We start from the raw sequence: 20,409 nt of genomic DNA on the forward strand, positions 1-20,409 counted from the left end.
CTCCTACTCATGACAAACTTTACTCCTGAGCTATTCCTTTTTCAAGTCCTCTGATCTGGTCACGGATCTGAGCCGCCTCTTCAAATTCCTCTTGCGCGATGCTCTCCTGGAGCTCACGCTTCAGATCAGCGATTTGCCGTTTCACCTTGATGCGACCACCAGCTCGTGCAGGCACTTTGCCTACATGGGACGTATTACCATGAACTCGCTTGAACAAAGGATCCAGACGGCTGTCAAAATATTTATAACATGAACTGCAGCCGAACCGGCCTATCTTGCTAAATTGTGAGTACGTCATACCACACTCTTCACATTGAAGTGCTTTTGCAGGGGGTGTTCCTGCCGATCCACTTTTGCTGGCTGGATCAAAATCAAGCAATCCGGACAATAAGTTGTGAATGGAAAACCCACCTGCTGTTCCAGGGATCATTTCCCCTTTTTCACGGGCACATGACTCACAAATATGGAATTCCGTCTTCTCTCCATTTACGATCTTCGTAAAATGAAGTGTCGCCGGACGTTTATTGCATTCTTGGCACAGCATATTGATGTACCTCCTTTGACCCCGATAGTTTTCATTTACCGAGCAAAGATATTAACATCGCCTTCAACATTCTGGCACGAATTTGATCCCGGTAAGGAAGTTTGACTAATATAACCTCTCTAGATACAGCAGCTCGCATCAACCCGGCTTCCCGCTTGCTCAAGAAGCGTGCTTCTTCCAATTGATAGATCAATCCTTCGGCAGCTGTCTGCCCGATCTCTTCACCAATACTATGGTGCAAATGATTATGCAGAGCTGATTGGGCCGGTAATTCAATGCGCTGTATGCGAACATAACCACCACCGCCGCGTTTACTCTCTACCAGGTATCCCTTCTCGAGTGTAAAACGTGTGCTGATGACATAATTGATCTGGGAAGGTACACATGAGAATTGATCTGCCAGATCATTACGCTGAATTTCAACCATTCCTTCGGGACTTTCATGCAAAATACTCTTCAGATATCGTTCGATAATATCAGAGATATTACGCATCCAATCATCCTCCACTGTCTGAAACGTTAAGTCAATAAGGACCCACACGCCCCCACAGAGTACACCTTCTCTACCCATTTAACCAATCAGGGAAACAGCGAATCTTGCTTCCACAGGTGTTAACAGGAGAGCGAAGGAAGCACGAAGGTCCTTTAATATTCCCTTGATCCTCCGATGAAATGAATCCCGTATATTGGCGATCATGCATCAGATTGTAGAAAGAAAGCTACTTAAGTATTAAACCTTTAGTTGACTTTGACTTTCTTTGACTTTATAACCATTATAGCATATTTTGTGGTTTTGCCAAGTGGGGTCACTATTCATTTTTTACGATTTTACACGAAATATTCCCCGGACACAAAAAAACCTCCCCAAAATTGCTGGAGAAGTCCATTTGTCTTTCGATCACGCCGTATTTCTATATAAGCTAATCAAGTTAAATGGAGCAGTGGGAATAGCTATCAGAAGAAATCAAGCAAATAGGTTTCCCGTTCAGGAATCGCTTCTTCCAAAGCCATGATTGCTGTGTTCGGTCCGTGAATTCTTCCGATTCGTGCCATTTCCGTTGGTCTGCGATATCCCATCAGCACCGCGGTAAGGGATTGAATATCCACCTTAATGGTCTGATCATCATTAATTGCCTCCGAAGTTTTCCATATGGACGCTGTTCCGTTCATTGCCACGTTTAATTGCCATACCCCTTCATTCCACGGAGCGTAGGTATCCTCTACCTGTAGAACAATCTGCACCGGTGAGTCCTGGCTTGCAAATGGATACTGAGATATAAACTGCTCTACACTAACGATACGCGCCATAAAATAAGGTACAATCTCCTGCTGAATCCGTGGGTTATCCAGTTGGAAGGCAAGCGTATCACTGGCAGGCGCCTGCAACGTAACTTCCTGGATCATGGAATCATGGTTAGCAATGAAGGTCCACAGCCCTTGCCTCGCCTCTTCATTCAGATAGATGATCTCTTTAATGGTAAATTTATTTTCCTTAACCTCATATAAAAGATAACCTTGTGCTGCATCAGCTTCATCGTAATATACAGCCTTCTGGCTGGTCCCATTAACAAGAACTGAATTCTCCCACCTTGCATCATCCCGAACCAGAGTTCCGTTATAACGCTCAGCATAAGCACTGTATACTTCCTTTAGTATGCTGAGGGCCGGATCCCCACGCCGAATCGTTCCAGGTGTCGCTTTTTTCGAAGGCAAATGAGCTGCAGGCACTTTATAACGTTTAAATTCAACATAAGTCTCCCATCCATACTTCCGATAGAAACCAAAGGAGAATGGATGCAAGAATGATATACTTTGTTTGTTACGATTCATTTCTTCCAACGCATGCTTCAGCAGACCCGCTACCCAGCCTTTGCGTCTATACTCTGGCCAGGTGGCAACACCCGCAATACCGCCCATCTCGAACGATCTGCCATGAATATAGGTTTGAAAAGGAATGATATGAAGTTTGGCTCCTAGCTGCCCATCCTCATATACACCCCATATATCCTGTGACGAAAATTGACTCCGCCGTTTTTCTTTTTGTTCTTCACTCATTACTACTTGAAAAGCATATTCGGAGAGTGCCATCGCCGGTCCAAAATCATCTACCGTCAATTTCTGAATTTCCATGTCGTCCTACACCCCATTCGCTAGAGTTATTATCAATCCAAATCATGGCCTGATATCTGATATATGTACTCTTTAGAGTGTGTCAGAGGATTCTTACAAAGTCAAATAAGAGATGCTTACGCATCCCCTAAAATAAACAAATAAAAACCACCACCGAATAACATCGGCAGTGGTTCTTCGCTTGGCGGCGTCCTACTCTCCCAGGACCCTGCGGTCCAAGTACCATCGGCGCTAGAGGGCTTAACGGTCGTGTTCGGGATGGGTACGTGTGGAACCCCTCCGCCATCGCCACCAAACGTGTAGCTTACATTTCAGAGTGTTGTTCTCTGAAAACTAGATTCGAAACGAAACATGCGATTTAGAACTTGCTAATTGGATAAGCCCTCGACCGATTAGTACTGGTCAGCTCCATGCATTGCTGCACTTCCACCCCCAGCCTATCTACCTCGTCGTCTTCAAGGGGTCTTACATACTGGGAAATCTCATCTTGAGGGGGGCTTCACGCTTAGATGCTTTCAGCGTTTATCCCGTCCGTACATAGCTACCCAGCGGTGCTCCTGGCGGAACAACTGGTACACCAGCGGTACGTCCATCCCGGTCCTCTCGTACTAAGGACAGCTCCTCTCAAATTTCCTACGCCCACGACAGATAGGGACCGAACTGTCTCACGACGTTCTGAACCCAGCTCGCGTACCGCTTTAATGGGCGAACAGCCCAACCCTTGGGACCTACTTCAGCCCCAGGATGCGATGAGCCGACATCGAGGTGCCAAACCTCCCCGTCGATGTGGACTCTTGGGGGAGATAAGCCTGTTATCCCCAGGGTAGCTTTTATCCGTTGAGCGATGGCCCTTCCATGCGGTACCACCGGATCACTAAGCCCGACTTTCGTCCCTGCTCGACTTGTAGGTCTCGCAGTCAAGCTCCCTTATGCCTTTGCACTCTTCGAATGATTTCCAACCATTCTGAGGGAACCTTTGGGCGCCTCCGTTACTCTTTAGGAGGCGACCGCCCCAGTCAAACTGCCCACCTGACACTGTCCCCGCACCGGATTACGGTACCAGGTTAGAACCTAGATACGATCAGGGTGGTATCCCAACGTTGCCTCCATGCAAGCTGGCGCTCACACTTCAAAGGCTCCCACCTATCCTGTACAGATCGTACCCAAATTCAATATCAAGCTGCAGTAAAGCTCCATGGGGTCTTTCCGTCTTGTCGCGGGTAACCTGCATCTTCACAGGTATTAAAATTTCACCGGATCTCTCGTTGAGACAGCGCCCAAGTCGTTACGCCATTCGTGCGGGTCAGAATTTACCTGACAAGGAATTTCGCTACCTTAGGACCGTTATAGTTACGGCCGCCGTTTACTGGGGCTTCGGTTCACAGCTTCGGGATTACTCCCTAACCACTCCCCTTAACCTTCCAGCACCGGGCAGGCGTCAGCCCGTATACTTCGCCTTACGGCTTCGCACAGACCTGTGTTTTTGCTAAACAGTCGCTTGGGCCTTTTCACTGCGGCCCCCTCGTGCTATTCACACTACCGGGGCACCCCTTCTCCCGAAGTTACGGGGTCATTTTGCCGAGTTCCTTAACGAGAGTTCTTCCGCGCGCCTTAGAATACTCTTCTCGCCTACCTGTGTCGGTTTGCGGTACGGGCACCATCACCTGGCTAGAGGCTTTTCTTGGCAGTGTGAGATCATGACCTTCGCTACTATAATTTTCGCTCCCCATCACAGCTCAGCCTTACAATGTGCGGATTTGCCTACACATCAGCCTCACTGCTTAGACGGACATCCATCAGTCCGCGTCACTACCCTACTGCGTCCCCCCATTGCTCATAACGGCTTACGGTGGTACAGGAATTTCGACCTGTTGTCCTTCGACTACGCCTTTCGGCCTCGCCTTAGGTCCCGACTTACCCTGAGCGGACGAGCCTTCCTCAGGAACCCTTAGGCTTTCGGCGGATCAGATTCTCACTGATCTTTTCGTTACTCATACCGGCATTCTCACTTGTATAATGTCCAGCGCTCCTTACGGTACACCTTCAACCCTTATACAACGCTCCCCTACCCCTGATGCAAAGCATCAAGCCATAGCTTCGGTGGTGTGTTTAGCCCCGTTACATTTTCGGCGCAGAGTCACTCGACCAGTGAGCTATTACGCACTCTTTCAATGGTGGCTGCTTCTAAGCCAACATCCTGGTTGTCTGTGCAACTCCACATCCTTTCCCACTTAACACACACTTGGGGACCTTAGCTGATGGTCTGGGCTGTTTCCCTTTTGACAATGGATCTTAGCACTCACTGTCTGACTCCCGGAAGTAAGTCTATGGCATTCGGAGTTTGACTGAGCTTGGTAACCCTTGCGGGCCCCGCACCCAATCAGTGCTCTACCTCCACGACTCTGTTTTCCGAGGCTAGCCCTAAAGCTATTTCGGGGAGAACCAGCTATCTCCGAGTTCGATTGGAATTTCTCCGCTACCCCCACCTCATCCCCGCATTTTTCAACATGCGTGGGTTCGGGCCTCCAGTGCGTGTTACCGCACCTTCACCCTGGACAGGGGTAGATCACCCGGTTTCGGGTCTACGTCCACGTACTAAGTCGCCCTATTCAGACTCGCTTTCGCTGCGGCTCCGGCTCTTCACCTTAACCTTGCACGGGAACGTAACTCGCCGGTTCATTCTACAAAAGGCACGCCATCACCCCTAAAACGGGCTCTGACTTTTTGTAAGCACACGGTTTCAGGTTCTATTTCACTCCCCTTCCGGGGTGCTTTTCACCTTTCCCTCACGGTACTGCTTCACTATCGGTCGCTAGGAAGTATTTAGCCTTGGCAGATGGTCCTGCCGGATTCATACGGGGTTTCACGTGCCCCGCACTACTCGGGATCCGTCTCGGAGGGAACCAACTTTCAACTACAGGGCTTTTACCTTCTTTGGCGGGCCTTTCCAGACCTCTTCGCTTAACCGGTTCCTTTGTAACTCCATGTGAGACGTCCCACAACCCCAAAGAGCAAGCTCTTTGGTTTGGGCTTCTCCGCGTTCGCTCGCCGCTACTGACGGAATCACTATTGTTTTCTCTTCCTCAGGGTACTTAGATGTTTCAGTTCCCCTGGTATGCCTCTACATAACCTATGTATTCAGTTATGAGTAACTGGAAATTACCCCAGCTGGGTTTCCCCATTCGGACACCCCCGGATCAAAGCTTGCTTACAGCTCCCCGAGGCAGTTTCGTTGTTCGCCACGTCCTTCATCGGCTCCTAGCGCCTAGGCATCCTCCGTGTGCTCTTAGTAGCTTAACCATTTTGTTCCGGTTTCGGTCGTTCGCTTCCCTTGTTTTGCTTGCGCAAAGCCAAAAGTCGCTCTCACCCGATACCATCACAAAAGCAATTCAACTACCTTTATACACTTGACTTGTTTACACAAGATCAGCTTAAAGGAATGTTCTAATTCGCGTTTGTTTCGTTTCGATATCTAGTTTTCAAAGAACAAGCCAAATAGATGAAATTGTTTGGTGGAGCCAAGCGGGATCGAACCGCTGACCTCCTGCTTGCAAGGCAGGCGCTCTCCCAGCTGAGCTATGGCCCCTCAAATTCCATCAAAACTGAACAAATGGATAAGTAACTGTGTTGCTGTTGCAGGTTCTATGAACCTGCGTATTTGAATGTTTCCGTTGCAGGAAACGATTCTCCATAGAAAGGAGGTGATCCAGCCGCACCTTCCGATACGGCTACCTTGTTACGACTTCACCCCAATCATCTATCCCACCTTCGGCGGCTGGCTCCTTGCGGTTACCCCACCGACTTCGGGTGTTATAAACTCTCGTGGTGTGACGGGCGGTGTGTACAAGACCCGGGAACGTATTCACCGCGGCATGCTGATCCGCGATTACTAGCAATTCCGACTTCATGCAGGCGAGTTGCAGCCTGCAATCCGAACTGAGACCGGCTTTGTTGGGATTGGCTCCATCTCGCGATTTCGCAGCCCGTTGTACCGGCCATTGTAGTACGTGTGTAGCCCAGGTCATAAGGGGCATGATGATTTGACGTCATCCCCACCTTCCTCCGGTTTGTCACCGGCAGTCTATCTAGAGTGCCCACCCGAAGTGCTGGCAACTAAATATAAGGGTTGCGCTCGTTGCGGGACTTAACCCAACATCTCACGACACGAGCTGACGACAACCATGCACCACCTGTCTCCTCTGTCCCGAAGGAAAGGTACATCTCTGTACCGGTCAGAGGGATGTCAAGACCTGGTAAGGTTCTTCGCGTTGCTTCGAATTAAACCACATACTCCACTGCTTGTGCGGGTCCCCGTCAATTCCTTTGAGTTTCAGTCTTGCGACCGTACTCCCCAGGCGGAGTGCTTAATGTGTTAACTTCGGCACCAAGGGTATCGAAACCCCTAACACCTAGCACTCATCGTTTACGGCGTGGACTACCAGGGTATCTAATCCTGTTTGCTCCCCACGCTTTCGCGCCTCAGCGTCAGTTACAGCCCAGAGAGTCGCCTTCGCCACTGGTGTTCCTCCACATATCTACGCATTTCACCGCTACACGTGGAATTCCACTCTCCTCTTCTGCACTCAAGTCACCCAGTTTCCAGTGCGATCCGGGGTTGAGCCCCGGGATTAAACACCAGACTTAAATGACCGCCTGCGCGCGCTTTACGCCCAATAATTCCGGACAACGCTTGCCCCCTACGTATTACCGCGGCTGCTGGCACGTAGTTAGCCGGGGCTTTCTTCTCAGGTACCGTCACCTTGAGAGCAGTTACTCTCCCAAGCGTTCTTCCCTGGCAACAGAGCTTTACGATCCGAAAACCTTCATCACTCACGCGGCATTGCTCCGTCAGGCTTTCGCCCATTGCGGAAGATTCCCTACTGCTGCCTCCCGTAGGAGTCTGGGCCGTGTCTCAGTCCCAGTGTGGCCGATCACCCTCTCAGGTCGGCTACGCATCGTCGCCTTGGTGAGCCGTTACCCCACCAACTAGCTAATGCGCCGCAGGCCCATCCCCAAGTGACAGATTGCTCCATCTTTCCAGTTTCCTTCAGGCGAAGAAAACAACTATTCGGTATTAGCTACCGTTTCCGGTAGTTGTCCCAAACTTGAGGGCAGGTTGCCTACGTGTTACTCACCCGTCCGCCGCTAACTATCAGAGAAGCAAGCTTCTCTTCAAGTCCGCTCGACTTGCATGTATTAGGCATGCCGCCAGCGTTCGTCCTGAGCCAGGATCAAACTCTCCAATAAAGTATTGAAAAGAGCGATAAGCTCATTTTGAATCTGACGATTCATTTTGAATCAAAAGTTACTATCCATTTGTTCAGTTTTCAAGGAACTTGTATGTCCGTTTATGTTGATGTTTGTCAACCGGACAGGAATCTTATCATATCATGTTAACTAACTTACTGTCAACACTTTGTTTTCGTCATCTTTCAAATGATTATGACAATCATTCGTTTGAAGCGACAAGAAATAATATATCACGTAGTGATTTATTTAGCAAGCATTTTTAATCACCCTTTTGATATCATGATATTTTCATCTACGGTGTCTTGCCTCCAACCTGTATTCGACAGATTAGCACATGCTCTGAACCCAAGATGGGATAACGATCCCTGCCCTTCTGTTCGTTTGGAGAAAGTGATCCAAAAACTCTATAATAAGGTATATAGATATAGAGATAAGGTTAAGCAGTCAAGTGTACTACTTTCATAAGTAGCCTATGAACAATCGTATAACCATCTCACATTGCACCTTTACACAGATCACGTACTCCATTCACAGCTAGCTATTACATATCAAAGTTCTGAATAAACTCATTACTAACCTATATGGGGTGATCGCACTTGAAGCAATGGTTAAAGAACAGACGCAAAGGTTACGGCAAAAAGTTGGTTTCCATCCATTCTTGGAATGCCTGGATTGTTGTGATCCTTGCTATATCAGGTCTTATGCTGGTAGGCGGCTTTTGGCGAGAGATACTCGGAATTGGACGTGTCTGGTTAAAATGGCTACATATCATCGTTGGGCTAGCTATGCTGGCACCCGTAGTATATTACTTGATTTTGGCCGGAAAGCACTGGAAACAGCTTCGTAACAGACCTTGGCAAAGGGTGAACACCATCTTTGTTCTTGCTCTGCTGGTAGGCTGGCTACTCTCGGGTATTGTGTTATGGCAGTTCAAGCTGGCTGGACCTCGATGGTCGAATGCTGCACTTCTGATCCATGACCTGCTGACTTGGGTGGGCTTACCTTATATTATCTATCACTCCATCACTCGGACCAAATGGTTAAAGGACCCTGCACGTCGTGCGGTTAAAACCACTACACCTACAACTTCAACACGAACTCAAAATTCAGCTGATCCATCTGATTCAATATTGGATGAAAAAGAAACTCTGGCTGCTATATCTTCTTCCCAGTTTGATCGCAGTTCCGAGAGAGATCCCCTCAAATCAGAGGAGCGACCTCAACCGTTGTATACACGACGAGCTTTCATCCGTTCTACTGTGGGGGTTGGTCTCGCCGTGACTCTTGGTCCTACTTTTATATCCTGGGTAGGACGAAATCTCAAGATCGATAATAGTATTGATAGCATGCTGGAGAACGATCCTAACCGTATGGTTCCTCTGCCACAACCGCTGTCTGCCTCTTCACCTCCCATTGGAGGCGGAGCTGAAGGTCATTTCCGCGTATATACCGTTACGCCTATACCATCCTTCTCCAATGCTAACTGGTCTTTCCGAATCGATGGACTAGTTGAGCGGGCACAGATTTGGAATTGGGAACAATTCGTGAAGATGGCGCGTACCGTACAGGTTAGTGATTTCCACTGTGTAACGGGCTGGTCTGTATATAAGAATACCTGGGAAGGCATTTCTCTTGCACAGCTTTTGAAACAAGCCGGGGTCAAACCGGAAGCTCATAGTGTAAAGTTTTATTCCGGTGATGGTGTGTATACAGATGCGATTACGATGGATCAAGCGCAGATGGAGGATATTATGGTCGCTGTCATGCATGATGGCAAACCTATCCCGGCTGATCTTGGCGGTCCGGTACGGCTCGTCATTCCTCAAATGTATGCCTACAAATCAGTAAAATGGTTAAATCGCATTGAACTCATCGACAGTGAACATATCGGTTACTGGGAAGAACGAGGATATGACAAGGATGCATGGCTTACAGGCGCATCTCAGCGCATTCCTAACAATTTAAGTGGATCATGATCAGATAAGATAAAATTGGTAAGCGTTCATTCGTTGTAAAATAGCAAAAGCCCCCGATCACATATTCGTGTCTTCGGGGGCCTTTTTCTTTTTCCTCATTATGAACTCTCTGATTACACTTTAACCCTGTGGGTTCAAAAGACGTACAAGTTCATCCTCATCCTCAATCGTAGGAATACCGAGATCATGAGCTTTGGTTAGTTTACTACCTGCCTTCTCTCCGGCAATAACCAGATCTGTCTTTTTCGACACACTGCCAGTCACCTTCGCTCCGAGCGCTTCCAGTCTTTGCGTCGCCTCTTCGCGCGTCAATTGGTGCAGCGTTCCGGTCAAGACGACCGTTTTACCACTGAAGAAGGAATCTTCCACAACAGCAACGGCTGGTGCCTCAGGTGCCTGAGCTTTCACGCCCAAGTTGAGCATTTTCTCAATCGCAGCCTGTGTAAAAGGATCTGCAAAAAAGTTTACGATGCTCTCAGCCACGATACCACCGACGTCGGGTAGTTCAACCAGTTCTTCCACGGTTGCATTCATAATGGCGTGCAGATCTCGATAATGATCTGCGAGCATGCGCGTTGTCGATTTACCTGTGTTCGGAATACCCAGTGAGTATAAGAAGGAAGCCAAGTCTCTATCTTTACTAAGCTCAAGCGCAGCGATAAGGTTGTTCGCTTTCTTTTCCCCAAACCGCTCCAGCTTCACCAGATCATCAAACTGTAACGTATACAGGTCGGCAGGCTCACGTACGTTCAATTCATCATACAACTGAATCGCTGTTTTCTCACTGAACGTCTCAATGTCCATGGCATCACGGGAAGCAAAATGGGAAATACGTGCCACCGTTTGTGGTTTACACGCAAGTCTATTGTTACAGAACAGATGCGCTCCGCGTTGCTCCAGTGGGAATCCACATGCAGGACACTGCTCAGGGAAGACGATCTCCTCACCATCACTCTCCTCCGTCACTTTACCCAGAATCTCAGGAATGACGTCGTTGGAGCGACGGATAAAGACCCGTGTGCCCAGAGCAAACTTCAGGTTTTTGCGCTCAATATCGCCGACATTGTTCAAAGTACAGTTCTGTACCGTTACTCCGGCAAGTTCAACCGGCTCTACGCGTGCCAGCGGAGTTACTTTGCCAGTACGGCCCACATTCCATACCACAGCATTAAGAACCGTAGTGGTCTCTTCTGCCTCGAATTTATATGCCACCGCCCAGCGAGGGAATTTATCGGTATAACCCAACACCTCGCGGGTGCGCATGTCCGTAATTTTGATAACAGCTCCATCGATCAGATAGTCCAGCTGACCCCGGTTCTCCTGAATCGCAGCCAATTGTTCCATCACATCATCAAACTCATGGAAATAAGTAATCGACGGATTCACTTTGAAGCGGTTCTCACGCAGGAAGTCCATCATCTGCTGATGATTGGCAAACTGAATGTCATCCGAATAACCTACATTATAAAAATAAGCATTCAACCGACGCTCAGCCGTCGCCTTCGGATTCAGGTTGCGGAGCGCTCCTGCTGCTGCATTACGCGCGTTCTTGAGTGGTTCTGCCGCCGTCTCATTGTATCGATCCAGGACAGACAAGTTCATGATACCTTCACCCTGTACTTCAATCGTACCGCTTGTGTAAGGAATTTTGAGCGGAACGGATCGGATCGTTCTTACCTGTGCCAAGATCCCTTCGCCCACCGTACCGTTACCACGCGTAGAGGCTTGTACCAACTCACCGTTGGTGTAGGTCAGGTTCAACGTCAATCCATCAAACTTCAACTCAATGACATAACCTGGTTCCGGTAAAGGCGTATCGGGATTTTTACTGTTATAGTCATTAATCAGTTTCAGTACACGGGTATTCCAGCTCCGAAGCTGCTCAATATTCTGTGCTTTGTCCAGACTCCATAAGGAGGATAAGTGGCGATGCGGGGTAAACCCCTTGAGCAGTTCGCCGCCCACACGCTGTGTTGGAGAATCAGGCAGAACCATGCCGCTTTCCTGTTCCAGCGTAACCAGTTCATCGTACAGAAGATCATACTCCTTATCGCTGATCTGTGGCTGATCCATCGTGTAGTACTGATAATTATGCTGGTTCAGCTCGGTAACGAGTTGCTCCATCCGGTGCATCGGGTCCATACAGGGCCATCCCTCCGTTAATTTGATCATATATGTAGAACGAACACTCTATTGCACGTAAACTCCGATAACAGAATAACTTTCCATCGTTGATATCACTACATAATTTCAATGAATGAATATCCACACTGACACTCCGATAACAGAATAACCTTCCGATCGCTGTTATCCCCAGATTTCTTTTAATTCATTTTAAAGGTAGAAATCCGGGGATAAAGGCGAACGCTTTGCTTCTTCAAGTTATTTCTGTTCTCATTTCTGCTCTCTCTGTTATCGTGCAAAAGGAAGTTTCGTTCAAAAATTATTCTACTTTCGTAATAGGGGCAAAACCGGCAAGCAAACGTTTCACACCCACCGGAGCCGGGAATGCAATCTGCAGTTCGGTATCATTACCTGTCCCTTTGACCGCAACAATGGTGCCTGTCCCCCATTTGCCATGCTGCACTTTATCTCCTGCATTGAATCCTGCTTCACCATTAGAAGCTACCGGCTTGGAAGCAGATGATGGCGTAGAGTATGCTGGGCGGGACGTGCTCGTGGTCACACGCGAAGTTGGCGTGGATGAGGTAGCAGATGAACCGCTTTTGCTTTGGTGATCGAACAGCTTGGTGCCACCACCGAAGTTACTTCCTCCACTTGAACCCAGTCCACGTCCACCATATGAGCCGCCTCCGCTACTTCCACGGCGGTAACGATCACGAGCCATGGAGGTGTCTTCCTTCAGCTCATCCGGAATTTCATCCAGGAAGCGGGAAGGCGGGTTCGCCGTTGTACGTCCAAACAACGTCCGCATCTGTGCACAAGACAGGAAGAGTTGCTCTTCCGCACGGGTGATCCCTACATAAGCAAGTCGGCGTTCTTCTTCCAACTCTTCATTGTCCATAAAGGCACGGCTATGCGGGAAGACCCCTTCCTCCATACCCACGATAAAGACAACCGGGAACTCCAGACCTTTGGCGCTGTGCATGGTCATCAGTGTAACAGCATCGCTCTGATCCTCTTCATCATCGTTCATACTGTCGATGTCAGCAATCAATGCAAGATCGGTGAGGAACGATACGAGCGTTTTGTCTTCATTATTTTTCTCAAATTCCATGGTTACCGACAGGAACTCATCAATGTTCTCCAGCCGTGCACGAGATTCGAGTGTATTTTCATTTTGCATCTCAAGACGATACTGGCTCATCTCAAGAATCTTCTCGGTCAATTCAGTTACAGAAAGGTATTCTACCATCTGATGCAGCGCTGCGATCATGTCATAGAACTCCACAAGCGCATTCCGCGTACGTCCAGCAAAACCAAGATCGTCCACGACCTGAAGCACTCGGAAAATAGAAATTCCACGCTCTCCTGCCGCAGCCGCGAGCTTCGCTACCGTTGTATCCCCGATACTACGTTTCGGTACATTAATGATCCGGGTGAGACTGATATCATCGTCGGGGTTGGATAACAGGCGCAGATACGCCAGAATGTCCTTGATCTCTTTACGATCATAGAACTTGATGCCGCCGACAATCTGATACGGAATATCAGACTTGATCAGTATTTCCTCTATAACCCGGGACTGGGCGTTGGTACGGTACAAAATGGCATGGTTCTGATAGGATTTGCCGTTCTTCACATTTTTACTAATCTCGGAGGTAACAAAATACCCCTCATCATGTTCGGAATCCGCACGGTACACCTTGATCTTCGAACCACCCTCTTTGTCCGTCCACAGTTTCTTCGGTTTACGCCCTGTATTCAGGCCGATCACTTCATTCGCTGCATTGAGGATATTGGAAGTAGAACGATAGTTCTGCTCCAGCAAAATCGTGTTTGCTTCAGGGTAATCTTTCTCAAAGTTCAGGATATTACTGATATCCGCCCCGCGCCAGCGATAGATCGACTGGTCGCTATCCCCTACAACGCAGATGTGGTGGTGGCTGTCAGCGAGCATGCGGCACAACATGTACTGTGCACGGTTCGTATCCTGGTATTCATCGACGTGAATGTACTGGAATTTCTTTTGATAAAAGTCGAGGACCTCAGGCACTTCTTTGAACAGTTGAATGGTCTGCATAATGAGATCGTCGAAATCAAGTGAGTTGTTGGCTCTTAACCGTTTCTGGTACATCTTATATATCTTCGCTACAATACCTTCGAAATAATCTCCTGCTTGCTTCTCATATTGCTCCGGACTAATCAGTTCATTCTTGGCCGTGCTCATCATCGATTGAACTGCTTTCGGTTCGAATTTCTTGGTATCAATATTCTGATCTTTCATACAGCTGCGAATTACAGATAATTGGTCCGATGAGTCCAAAATACTGAAGTTGGAGGTAAAACCAATACGTTCAATATCACGGCGCAGAATACGCACACACATGGAGTGGAACGTGGATACCCAAATGTCGCGTCCTTGGGAGCCACCAACGAGTTGGGATACACGGTCTTGCATCTCACGGGCGGCTTTGTTCGTAAATGTAATCGCTAAAATGCCCCACGGGGGCGCCTTACGTGTTGCAATAAGGTAGGCAATCCGGTGCGTCAGCACCCGGGTCTTGCCAGAGCCCGCTCCGGCCATAATCAGCAGTGGGCCATCCGTCGCCTCGACGGCTTGCCGCTGAGGGGTGTTAAGTCGTGCAACGGCATCATGTATATTTACAGGTTGCATGCATGCATGCTCCTTTCGTTGGTTGGTCTATAAAGCAAAATTAATAGGTTACACTCGCCACTCCGATGACAGAATAATCTTCCGATCGCTGTTATTCCCGGATTTTTCGATCTACTTTTTCATAGGGAAAATCCGGTGATAAATACGAACACTTCGTTTCTTCAGATTGCTTCTGCACTCTCCGTTTCTGTGTAAACATAGTTCTGTATACGAATCTCTTAGTAAAAAAAGAACAAAATCAGGTAATAGAAGCATGCTTAGGATTTAGCTTTCTTACAGAAAGCTTTTAACGAGCATTTCGTTTCTCCAGCTCACTTCCCTCCTCTTCGTTCTCGTGTAAACGACATTACGCTCATATAACTTCTTTAATTAGTAAGGGCAAAGTTCTATTTTAACAGATCATAAGGGGAAAATGGGGGAATGGTAAACTAAACCGATTAAACGGTTCCTTTCACGGCCAACACCGTCTCAAGTGCTTTATTCAAATCGCTGTACACAATGTTACCTACCACGACAGTATCTGCCACCTGGGCAGCTTGCGAGGCTTTCTCCGGATCATCAATTCCGCCGCCATAGATAAGGTGTGCCCGATCCAGTTGTCTGTGCGTCTCACCAACAAGCTCCATATCTCCGAACGTTCCACTGTACTCCATGTATACGATTGGAAGATTGAGCAGACGCTCCGCAGCTTGGGCATATGCCACGGCAGCTCCTGTCGTCAGTTCCGTATCCGCACCAGTCAACCGTGCTACCGTGGAGTTCCCATTAAGCACAATATAGCCCTCGGCAATAAGCAGATCCCATGGAATGAGATAACCATAACGCTCTATGGCCTGCTGGTGGTGCCCAATCATCCATTTGCTATCCGTTGCATTCAGGACCATCGGGATCAGATATCCGTCGAACCCGGGCACCACGGCCTCCAGATCGGATACTTCAAGCACACAGGGCAACTCATAACGACGCACGCGGGACATCAGGTCTACCGTGTTATCATAGGTAATTCCGGAAGATCCGCCGATGATAATCGCATCGGTCCCCGACATGCAGACCAGATCGAGTTCTTCGTCCGTAATTTCCCGGTCCGGGTCAAGCTTAAATACATGTCTCCACTGCTTAATCATATCTATCAACGAACATTCCTCCAGAGGTTCTTCTGCATCCTAGAAAGCTTGTAAACTAAGTCTAAGTCAGCAGACAGTGAGTGTCAATGTTCGTATAAAAAGGGGAACAGGAAAGCAGTATTTTTTTATGGTTTCCACGCAAAACGTGTATTCATCTCATCCAGTTCCTGCTCCGTCAGCACGTCTGAGTATACCCCGTACACGCCCCACTTCTCATAGTTAGCCACTTGTTCAGTATCATTGATGGTGTGCACGTAGGTGACAGAACCCGCACTATTCAGATTGGCTACGAAATTCTGGTTTACTTTATATTCCGGCATGGTTACGGCATCAATATCATTTTTTTGCACGAAATCAACAACCTGAGCTTCTGTATCCTGTGTTGCATATAACGTATAGATAATGGAAGGGAATGCATAGACTTCTTTCACCGTTTCAAGCATCGGTTCGTTATAGATCTGTACAACCACCCGATCCAGCACGGATGGATCATGTTCTTTGGCAGCATCCACGAGGGATCTTAACACCTGCTGAATATCCTCATCCTTCTGTTCCTTGGTGTCGGTTACGATATACATATCCGGGTACTCAGCCAGTACATCTATGATGCCGTCGGCATCCATAGGCTGGTACATACCCAAGATTGGTGTATCCATGAATTCATCATGTGTCAGTGCCCCGGCTTGTTTATCCTCCGGAAGCTTTTCGTCTTGTCCTAGCATTTTGCTCATATTAGCGGTCCATTCATGTCTGGCTACGGCTTTGCGATCCGAAGTCAACATAAAGTCGATCTCAAATACACGTGTGCCTTTCTCATAATTGGCAATCATCGCTTCATAGGCGTTGGTATATGGTTGATCACGAATGCTACCCATCGCATGGGCGATTAATCTATAGGCGGTAAATCCGTCCCGTTGTTCCTCACTCTCGCTTTCATAGGCGAAAAAGAGTGTGCCCACGGTAACGATCAGTAGTATTAACACGGCGGCAATGCGTTTCATATAGCATTCACATCCTCAGTACCTTTTTGTTAGCTAACTACCCGAATTGAGGATGTGCAAAACAAAATAGCCGCCCGAGGCGGCTGTTAAATGGTGGGATGAAAGATTGTAAATCAATACCGTCAGGTAATCCTAATATGCATTCTTGAGACCATTTCGAATGGTTTCCCATATGATTTTGATATCGAATAATAAAGACCAGTTTTCAATGTAAAAGATATCTTGTTCAATACGATCCTCGATTGAGGTATCTCCGCGCAGTCCTTTGCTCTGTGCTAATCCTGTTATTCCCGGGCGAACGTGATGTTTGATCATATATTTTGGGATTTCATCCCGGAATTGGTTGACGTAGTAAGGGCGTTCAGGCCGAGGTCCAACAACACTCATATGACCCAACAGCACATTAAAAAATTGCGGCAATTCATCTAGACTTGTGCGTCTAATGAATGTGCCAAATGCCGTTCGGCGCGGATCATTCTTGGTGGACCAACCTGTGTCCATTGTGCCCTCAGGAATGACTTTCATCGAGCGGAATTTGAACATCATGAAGTTGCGTCGGTTAAGTCCTACTCGCTCTTGTTTGAAGATGACGGGCCCAGAAGAAGTAAGTCGTACTCCTACCGCGACAACGAGCATTACCGGAGAAGTTAAGAGGATCGCAGTGATAGAGAAAAGAATATCGAAAGTTCTCTTCATCAATCGGTTCACCGCAATATCCAGTGGAATGTCGCGAACGTTAATCATTGGCATGCCTGCAAAGTTATCGAAATGCGGCCGTGCTGGCAAGTAATCAAAGAAATCAGGAATGATTAGTGTCCGAACTCCTGCCTTCTCACACACATTGATGATATGCGAATACTTATCGTGAGCATCCAGAGGTAAAGCCAGAATGACTTCATCTACAAGATGCGTAGACAAGAACTCTTCCAGTTCATCGATTCGGCCAAGAATGGGTTTGTATCTTTTCTGTTCACTCTGATCCCAGTGACGATAATCATCCAGGAATCCAGTCACTTCATATCCAAGTTCGGGATAATTTTTAAGGTTCTCATAGAAACGCTTGCCCAGTGATCCAGCACCAAGGATGAGCACAAACTGACGATTGAAGCCTTTTTTACGCAAGCGTTTCAGCTGCACTTTCACTATATAGCGATAGATCAGTGTGAATGATATATTACCAATCATATACATGGCAAGATATGCACGAGAGATGTTTACTTCCTTGAAAAAGAACATCAGGCTCATTAGCATGAAGAAGGCTATGCCATGAGATTGGAGGATTCTCCAAAGTTCGTCTACAAATCGTTTTTTTCGCTTGGCTATATAAAGAGAGGACATCAGTCCTGTAATGATAGCAAGAGCTGCGTAAACCAAGCTCCACATCATATATTTCTCTATAGGTAGTGGATTTTGGTTCGTTAACAGGTCACTCTCAAATTTCAGCCACCAGGCCAACAAAAATGAAAGCTGGATTACGCCAAAATCAGCCGCAATATACAATTGGGTTAGAAATCGTTGATTACGCCGAATCATGGGTTCACCTCGGAAGATGCTTCATTCTCCGCTCTCATGCGGGTTGCAGTCTGCCCTTGTCCAGAAGGAAGGGGCAATTTGCTGCGCAGCAGGGACAAAGTAAATTTGAGCGAGATGCCCACCCACACAGCTGTATTCGTGAGTAGATTGTACTTCTTCGCGTAGTGTTTGCGGTGGAACACCCACATCGCTCTATGAAACTCATACGTTATTTTCAAAGGTTTACGACGAGCACTGCCGCCCTTATAGTGCACAATATATGTACGCGGATAATAAAAAATGCCCCAGCCAGCTTCTTTGATGCGGTAGCACCAATCAATATCTTCTCCATACATAAAGAACGTCTCATCCAACCCACCAACCTGGTCAATCGTTTTCCGACGTACAAGCATAAATGCACCGACAAGACAGTCCACTGGATATTCATCATCCGGGCTCAAATGTCCCAATTGATATTGATTAAACTTCGGCCGATCAGGGAAAAGACGAGAAATACCGAAAGCGTAATAAAATGATGCCGATGGTGTAGGAAATCCACGCTTGCAAGCCTTATCCAAGGAGCCATCCGGGAGAATGACTTTGCAGCCAGAAGCACCCATCTCTGGATGACGGTCCATGAAATAGATCATGGTGTGGAGTGTATCTGGCTGGACAACCGTGTCAGAATTGAGTAGGAGGATGTAACGTCCTCTGGCTCCTCTCATGCCTTGGTTATTGGCAACGGCAAAGCCTGTATTGTCCTTATTGGCAATTAATCGGATCTGTGAGTATGCCTTACGGATTGCTTCTACTGAGCCATCATGCGAGGCGTTGTCCACGACGATGACCTCGTAGCTGTATGAGGTACTGGAGGCATAGACAGAGTGCAGACAGTCCAGTGTAAGTTGACGGGTGTTGTAGTTGACGATGATGATACTGGCGTCAAGTAGGTACGTATTATTCATTTTCGATGCCTCCCGCAAAGGAGTATCTGTTGATTGAAGCATTTTAAAAACTCCTGACTTTATCTCTATGTTTACTACTGAAAGTATAGCATATCATGGGCAGATCAGTGGGAATCAAAGGAAATATCTCAATTTATATTTTCCTCAACACGTATATAAGTTTAAGAACAACGTCATCTAAAAATGCTTGGCGGTAAAAAGGCATTTTAACCGCATAACCAATTCTTTTAACCCCATTGCAATCCAGTTGGTTTAAAAAATGTTGCAAGTTCTTTTGCTGATGCGAAGGCAACTTATCTCTATAGAGTTCCAAGAACAATCTCGCTTGTTTACTCAAAATTGAATGATTCTTTCCATTCACGAAACGGTTCCACCTGTTCTTCCATTTTATGAACCATTTATCATTACTCCCGCCAAGAACATTCCCTTGATGTTGCCGGTACAAAATGGTTGGTTCTTCATCAAAGATCACTTCACCAAAAGAGCTAACAAAAAGATATATCCACCAATCATGCATGATGATGTGGGTTAGATCAGAAGGGACATTCGCCCTGATCTGCTCGAATGTGACTGGGTTCAAGACCATGGTACAACCAACACAACAGTTTTCTACCAGAGCATTATACATGCTGAGCGGCTTTGGAGGCAGATGAGGCCATACGTTCAGATAATTCAAATCCTGATCTACCATTTGTGTAGAAGAACAATACATCAGCGGTACGTCTAATGGCCCCGACTGCAATTTCACTACAGCCCTACTCAGTTTGTATGACTTCCACACATCGTCTTGATCACAAAATGCATAGAAGTCGTATATAGGCTGCGTTTGACGCACCAATTCAAAAAAACTTCCGATTACGCCTAAATTTTCCCCTTCAATCATACGAATCTGATCCGGATATGCCTTGGCATACCCACGAACCTTCTGGACAGTTTCATCGGAAGAACCATCATCCCTGATATGAATGTGGAGATCGACCTGACTCTGTGCAAGAAGGCTTTCGAGTTGTTCATCAATATACTTTGCTCCGTTATATGTAGAAAGCATGACACATACTTTAGGTTCGTTCACGTTTCACCTCAAAATTAACTTTTCTTCATTATATACG

Annotated in this window: 11 protein-coding genes, 1 tRNA gene and 3 rRNA genes; 1 reads left to right on the forward strand and 14 read right to left on the reverse strand. The window is 47.2% G+C overall.

All coding sequences use genetic code 11. The annotated features are described in order from the left end of the window. Positions 1–19: 19 nt before the first annotated feature. From mcsA to AC4E8D_RS27830, 7 genes are all read right to left on the reverse strand, one after another. On the reverse strand, positions 20–544 hold the full coding sequence (mcsA, locus tag AC4E8D_RS27800; RefSeq protein WP_237178603.1) for a protein-arginine kinase activator protein McsA: 525 nt from the start codon (positions 542–544) through the stop codon (positions 20–22). Positions 545–575: 31 nt separating this feature from the next. Next, entirely contained in the window at positions 576–1,037 is a 462-nt protein-coding gene (locus AC4E8D_RS27805; protein WP_036607135.1) for a CtsR family transcriptional regulator, read from the reverse strand. A 461-nt stretch (positions 1,038–1,498) separates the two neighbouring features. Further along, entirely contained in the window at positions 1,499–2,674 is a 1,176-nt protein-coding gene (locus AC4E8D_RS27810) for a GNAT family N-acetyltransferase (protein WP_490205416.1), read from the reverse strand. A gap of 179 nt (positions 2,675–2,853) precedes the next feature. After that, a 5S ribosomal RNA gene (rrf, locus tag AC4E8D_RS27815) occupies positions 2,854–2,970 on the reverse strand. A 76-nt stretch (positions 2,971–3,046) separates the two neighbouring features. Beyond that, positions 3,047–5,974, reverse strand: a 23S ribosomal RNA gene (locus tag AC4E8D_RS27820). Between the two features lie 210 nt (positions 5,975–6,184). Then, positions 6,185–6,260: transfer RNA gene (locus tag AC4E8D_RS27825), tRNA-Ala, on the reverse strand. Positions 6,261–6,368: 108 nt separating this feature from the next. Further along, positions 6,369–7,921: ribosomal RNA gene (locus AC4E8D_RS27830) — 16S ribosomal RNA — on the reverse strand. Together the 16S, 23S and 5S rRNA genes with 1 tRNA gene alongside form the textbook arrangement of a ribosomal RNA operon. Positions 7,922–8,520: 599 nt before the next feature. Between AC4E8D_RS27830 and AC4E8D_RS27835 the strand changes: the two genes are divergently transcribed. Next, positions 8,521–9,900, forward strand: a complete 1,380-nt coding sequence (locus AC4E8D_RS27835; protein ID WP_405130877.1) for a molybdopterin-dependent oxidoreductase — start codon at positions 8,521–8,523, stop codon at positions 9,898–9,900. A 120-nt stretch (positions 9,901–10,020) separates the two neighbouring features. Here the strand turns inward: AC4E8D_RS27835 and ligA are convergent, their stop codons facing one another. From ligA to AC4E8D_RS27870, 7 genes are all read right to left on the reverse strand, one after another. Next, the gene (ligA, locus tag AC4E8D_RS27840; RefSeq protein WP_047840609.1) at positions 10,021–12,042 is read right to left on the reverse strand and encodes an NAD-dependent DNA ligase LigA; all 2,022 of its coding nucleotides are present in this window, start codon (positions 12,040–12,042) and stop codon (positions 10,021–10,023) included. A gap of 301 nt (positions 12,043–12,343) precedes the next feature. Further along, complete coding sequence (pcrA, locus tag AC4E8D_RS27845) at positions 12,344–14,698, reverse strand: DNA helicase PcrA (protein WP_490205417.1); 2,355 nt, start codon at positions 14,696–14,698, stop codon at positions 12,344–12,346. Between the two features lie 437 nt (positions 14,699–15,135). Further along, positions 15,136–15,831, reverse strand: coding sequence for a heptaprenylglyceryl phosphate synthase (pcrB, locus tag AC4E8D_RS27850; protein ID WP_145324259.1), 696 nt, complete (start codon positions 15,829–15,831; stop codon positions 15,136–15,138). Between the two features lie 116 nt (positions 15,832–15,947). Then, positions 15,948–16,823, reverse strand: coding sequence for a phosphatidylinositol-specific phospholipase C/glycerophosphodiester phosphodiesterase family protein (locus AC4E8D_RS27855; protein WP_490205418.1), 876 nt, complete (start codon positions 16,821–16,823; stop codon positions 15,948–15,950). 132 nt (positions 16,824–16,955) lie between these two features. After that, positions 16,956–18,356, reverse strand: coding sequence for an undecaprenyl-phosphate glucose phosphotransferase (locus AC4E8D_RS27860; protein WP_490205419.1), 1,401 nt, complete (start codon positions 18,354–18,356; stop codon positions 16,956–16,958). Further along, positions 18,353–19,300, reverse strand: coding sequence for a glycosyltransferase family 2 protein (locus AC4E8D_RS27865; RefSeq protein ID WP_490205420.1), 948 nt, complete (start codon positions 19,298–19,300; stop codon positions 18,353–18,355). Before AC4E8D_RS27865 ends, AC4E8D_RS27860 begins: the two co-directional genes overlap by 4 nt. Before the next feature lie 133 nt (positions 19,301–19,433). Continuing rightward, positions 19,434–20,372, reverse strand: coding sequence for a glycosyltransferase family 2 protein (locus AC4E8D_RS27870; protein ID WP_490205421.1), 939 nt, complete (start codon positions 20,370–20,372; stop codon positions 19,434–19,436). Between the last annotated feature and the right edge of the window lie 37 nt (positions 20,373–20,409).

The sequence above is a fragment of the Paenibacillus sp. SRL342 genome (assembly GCF_984798905.1).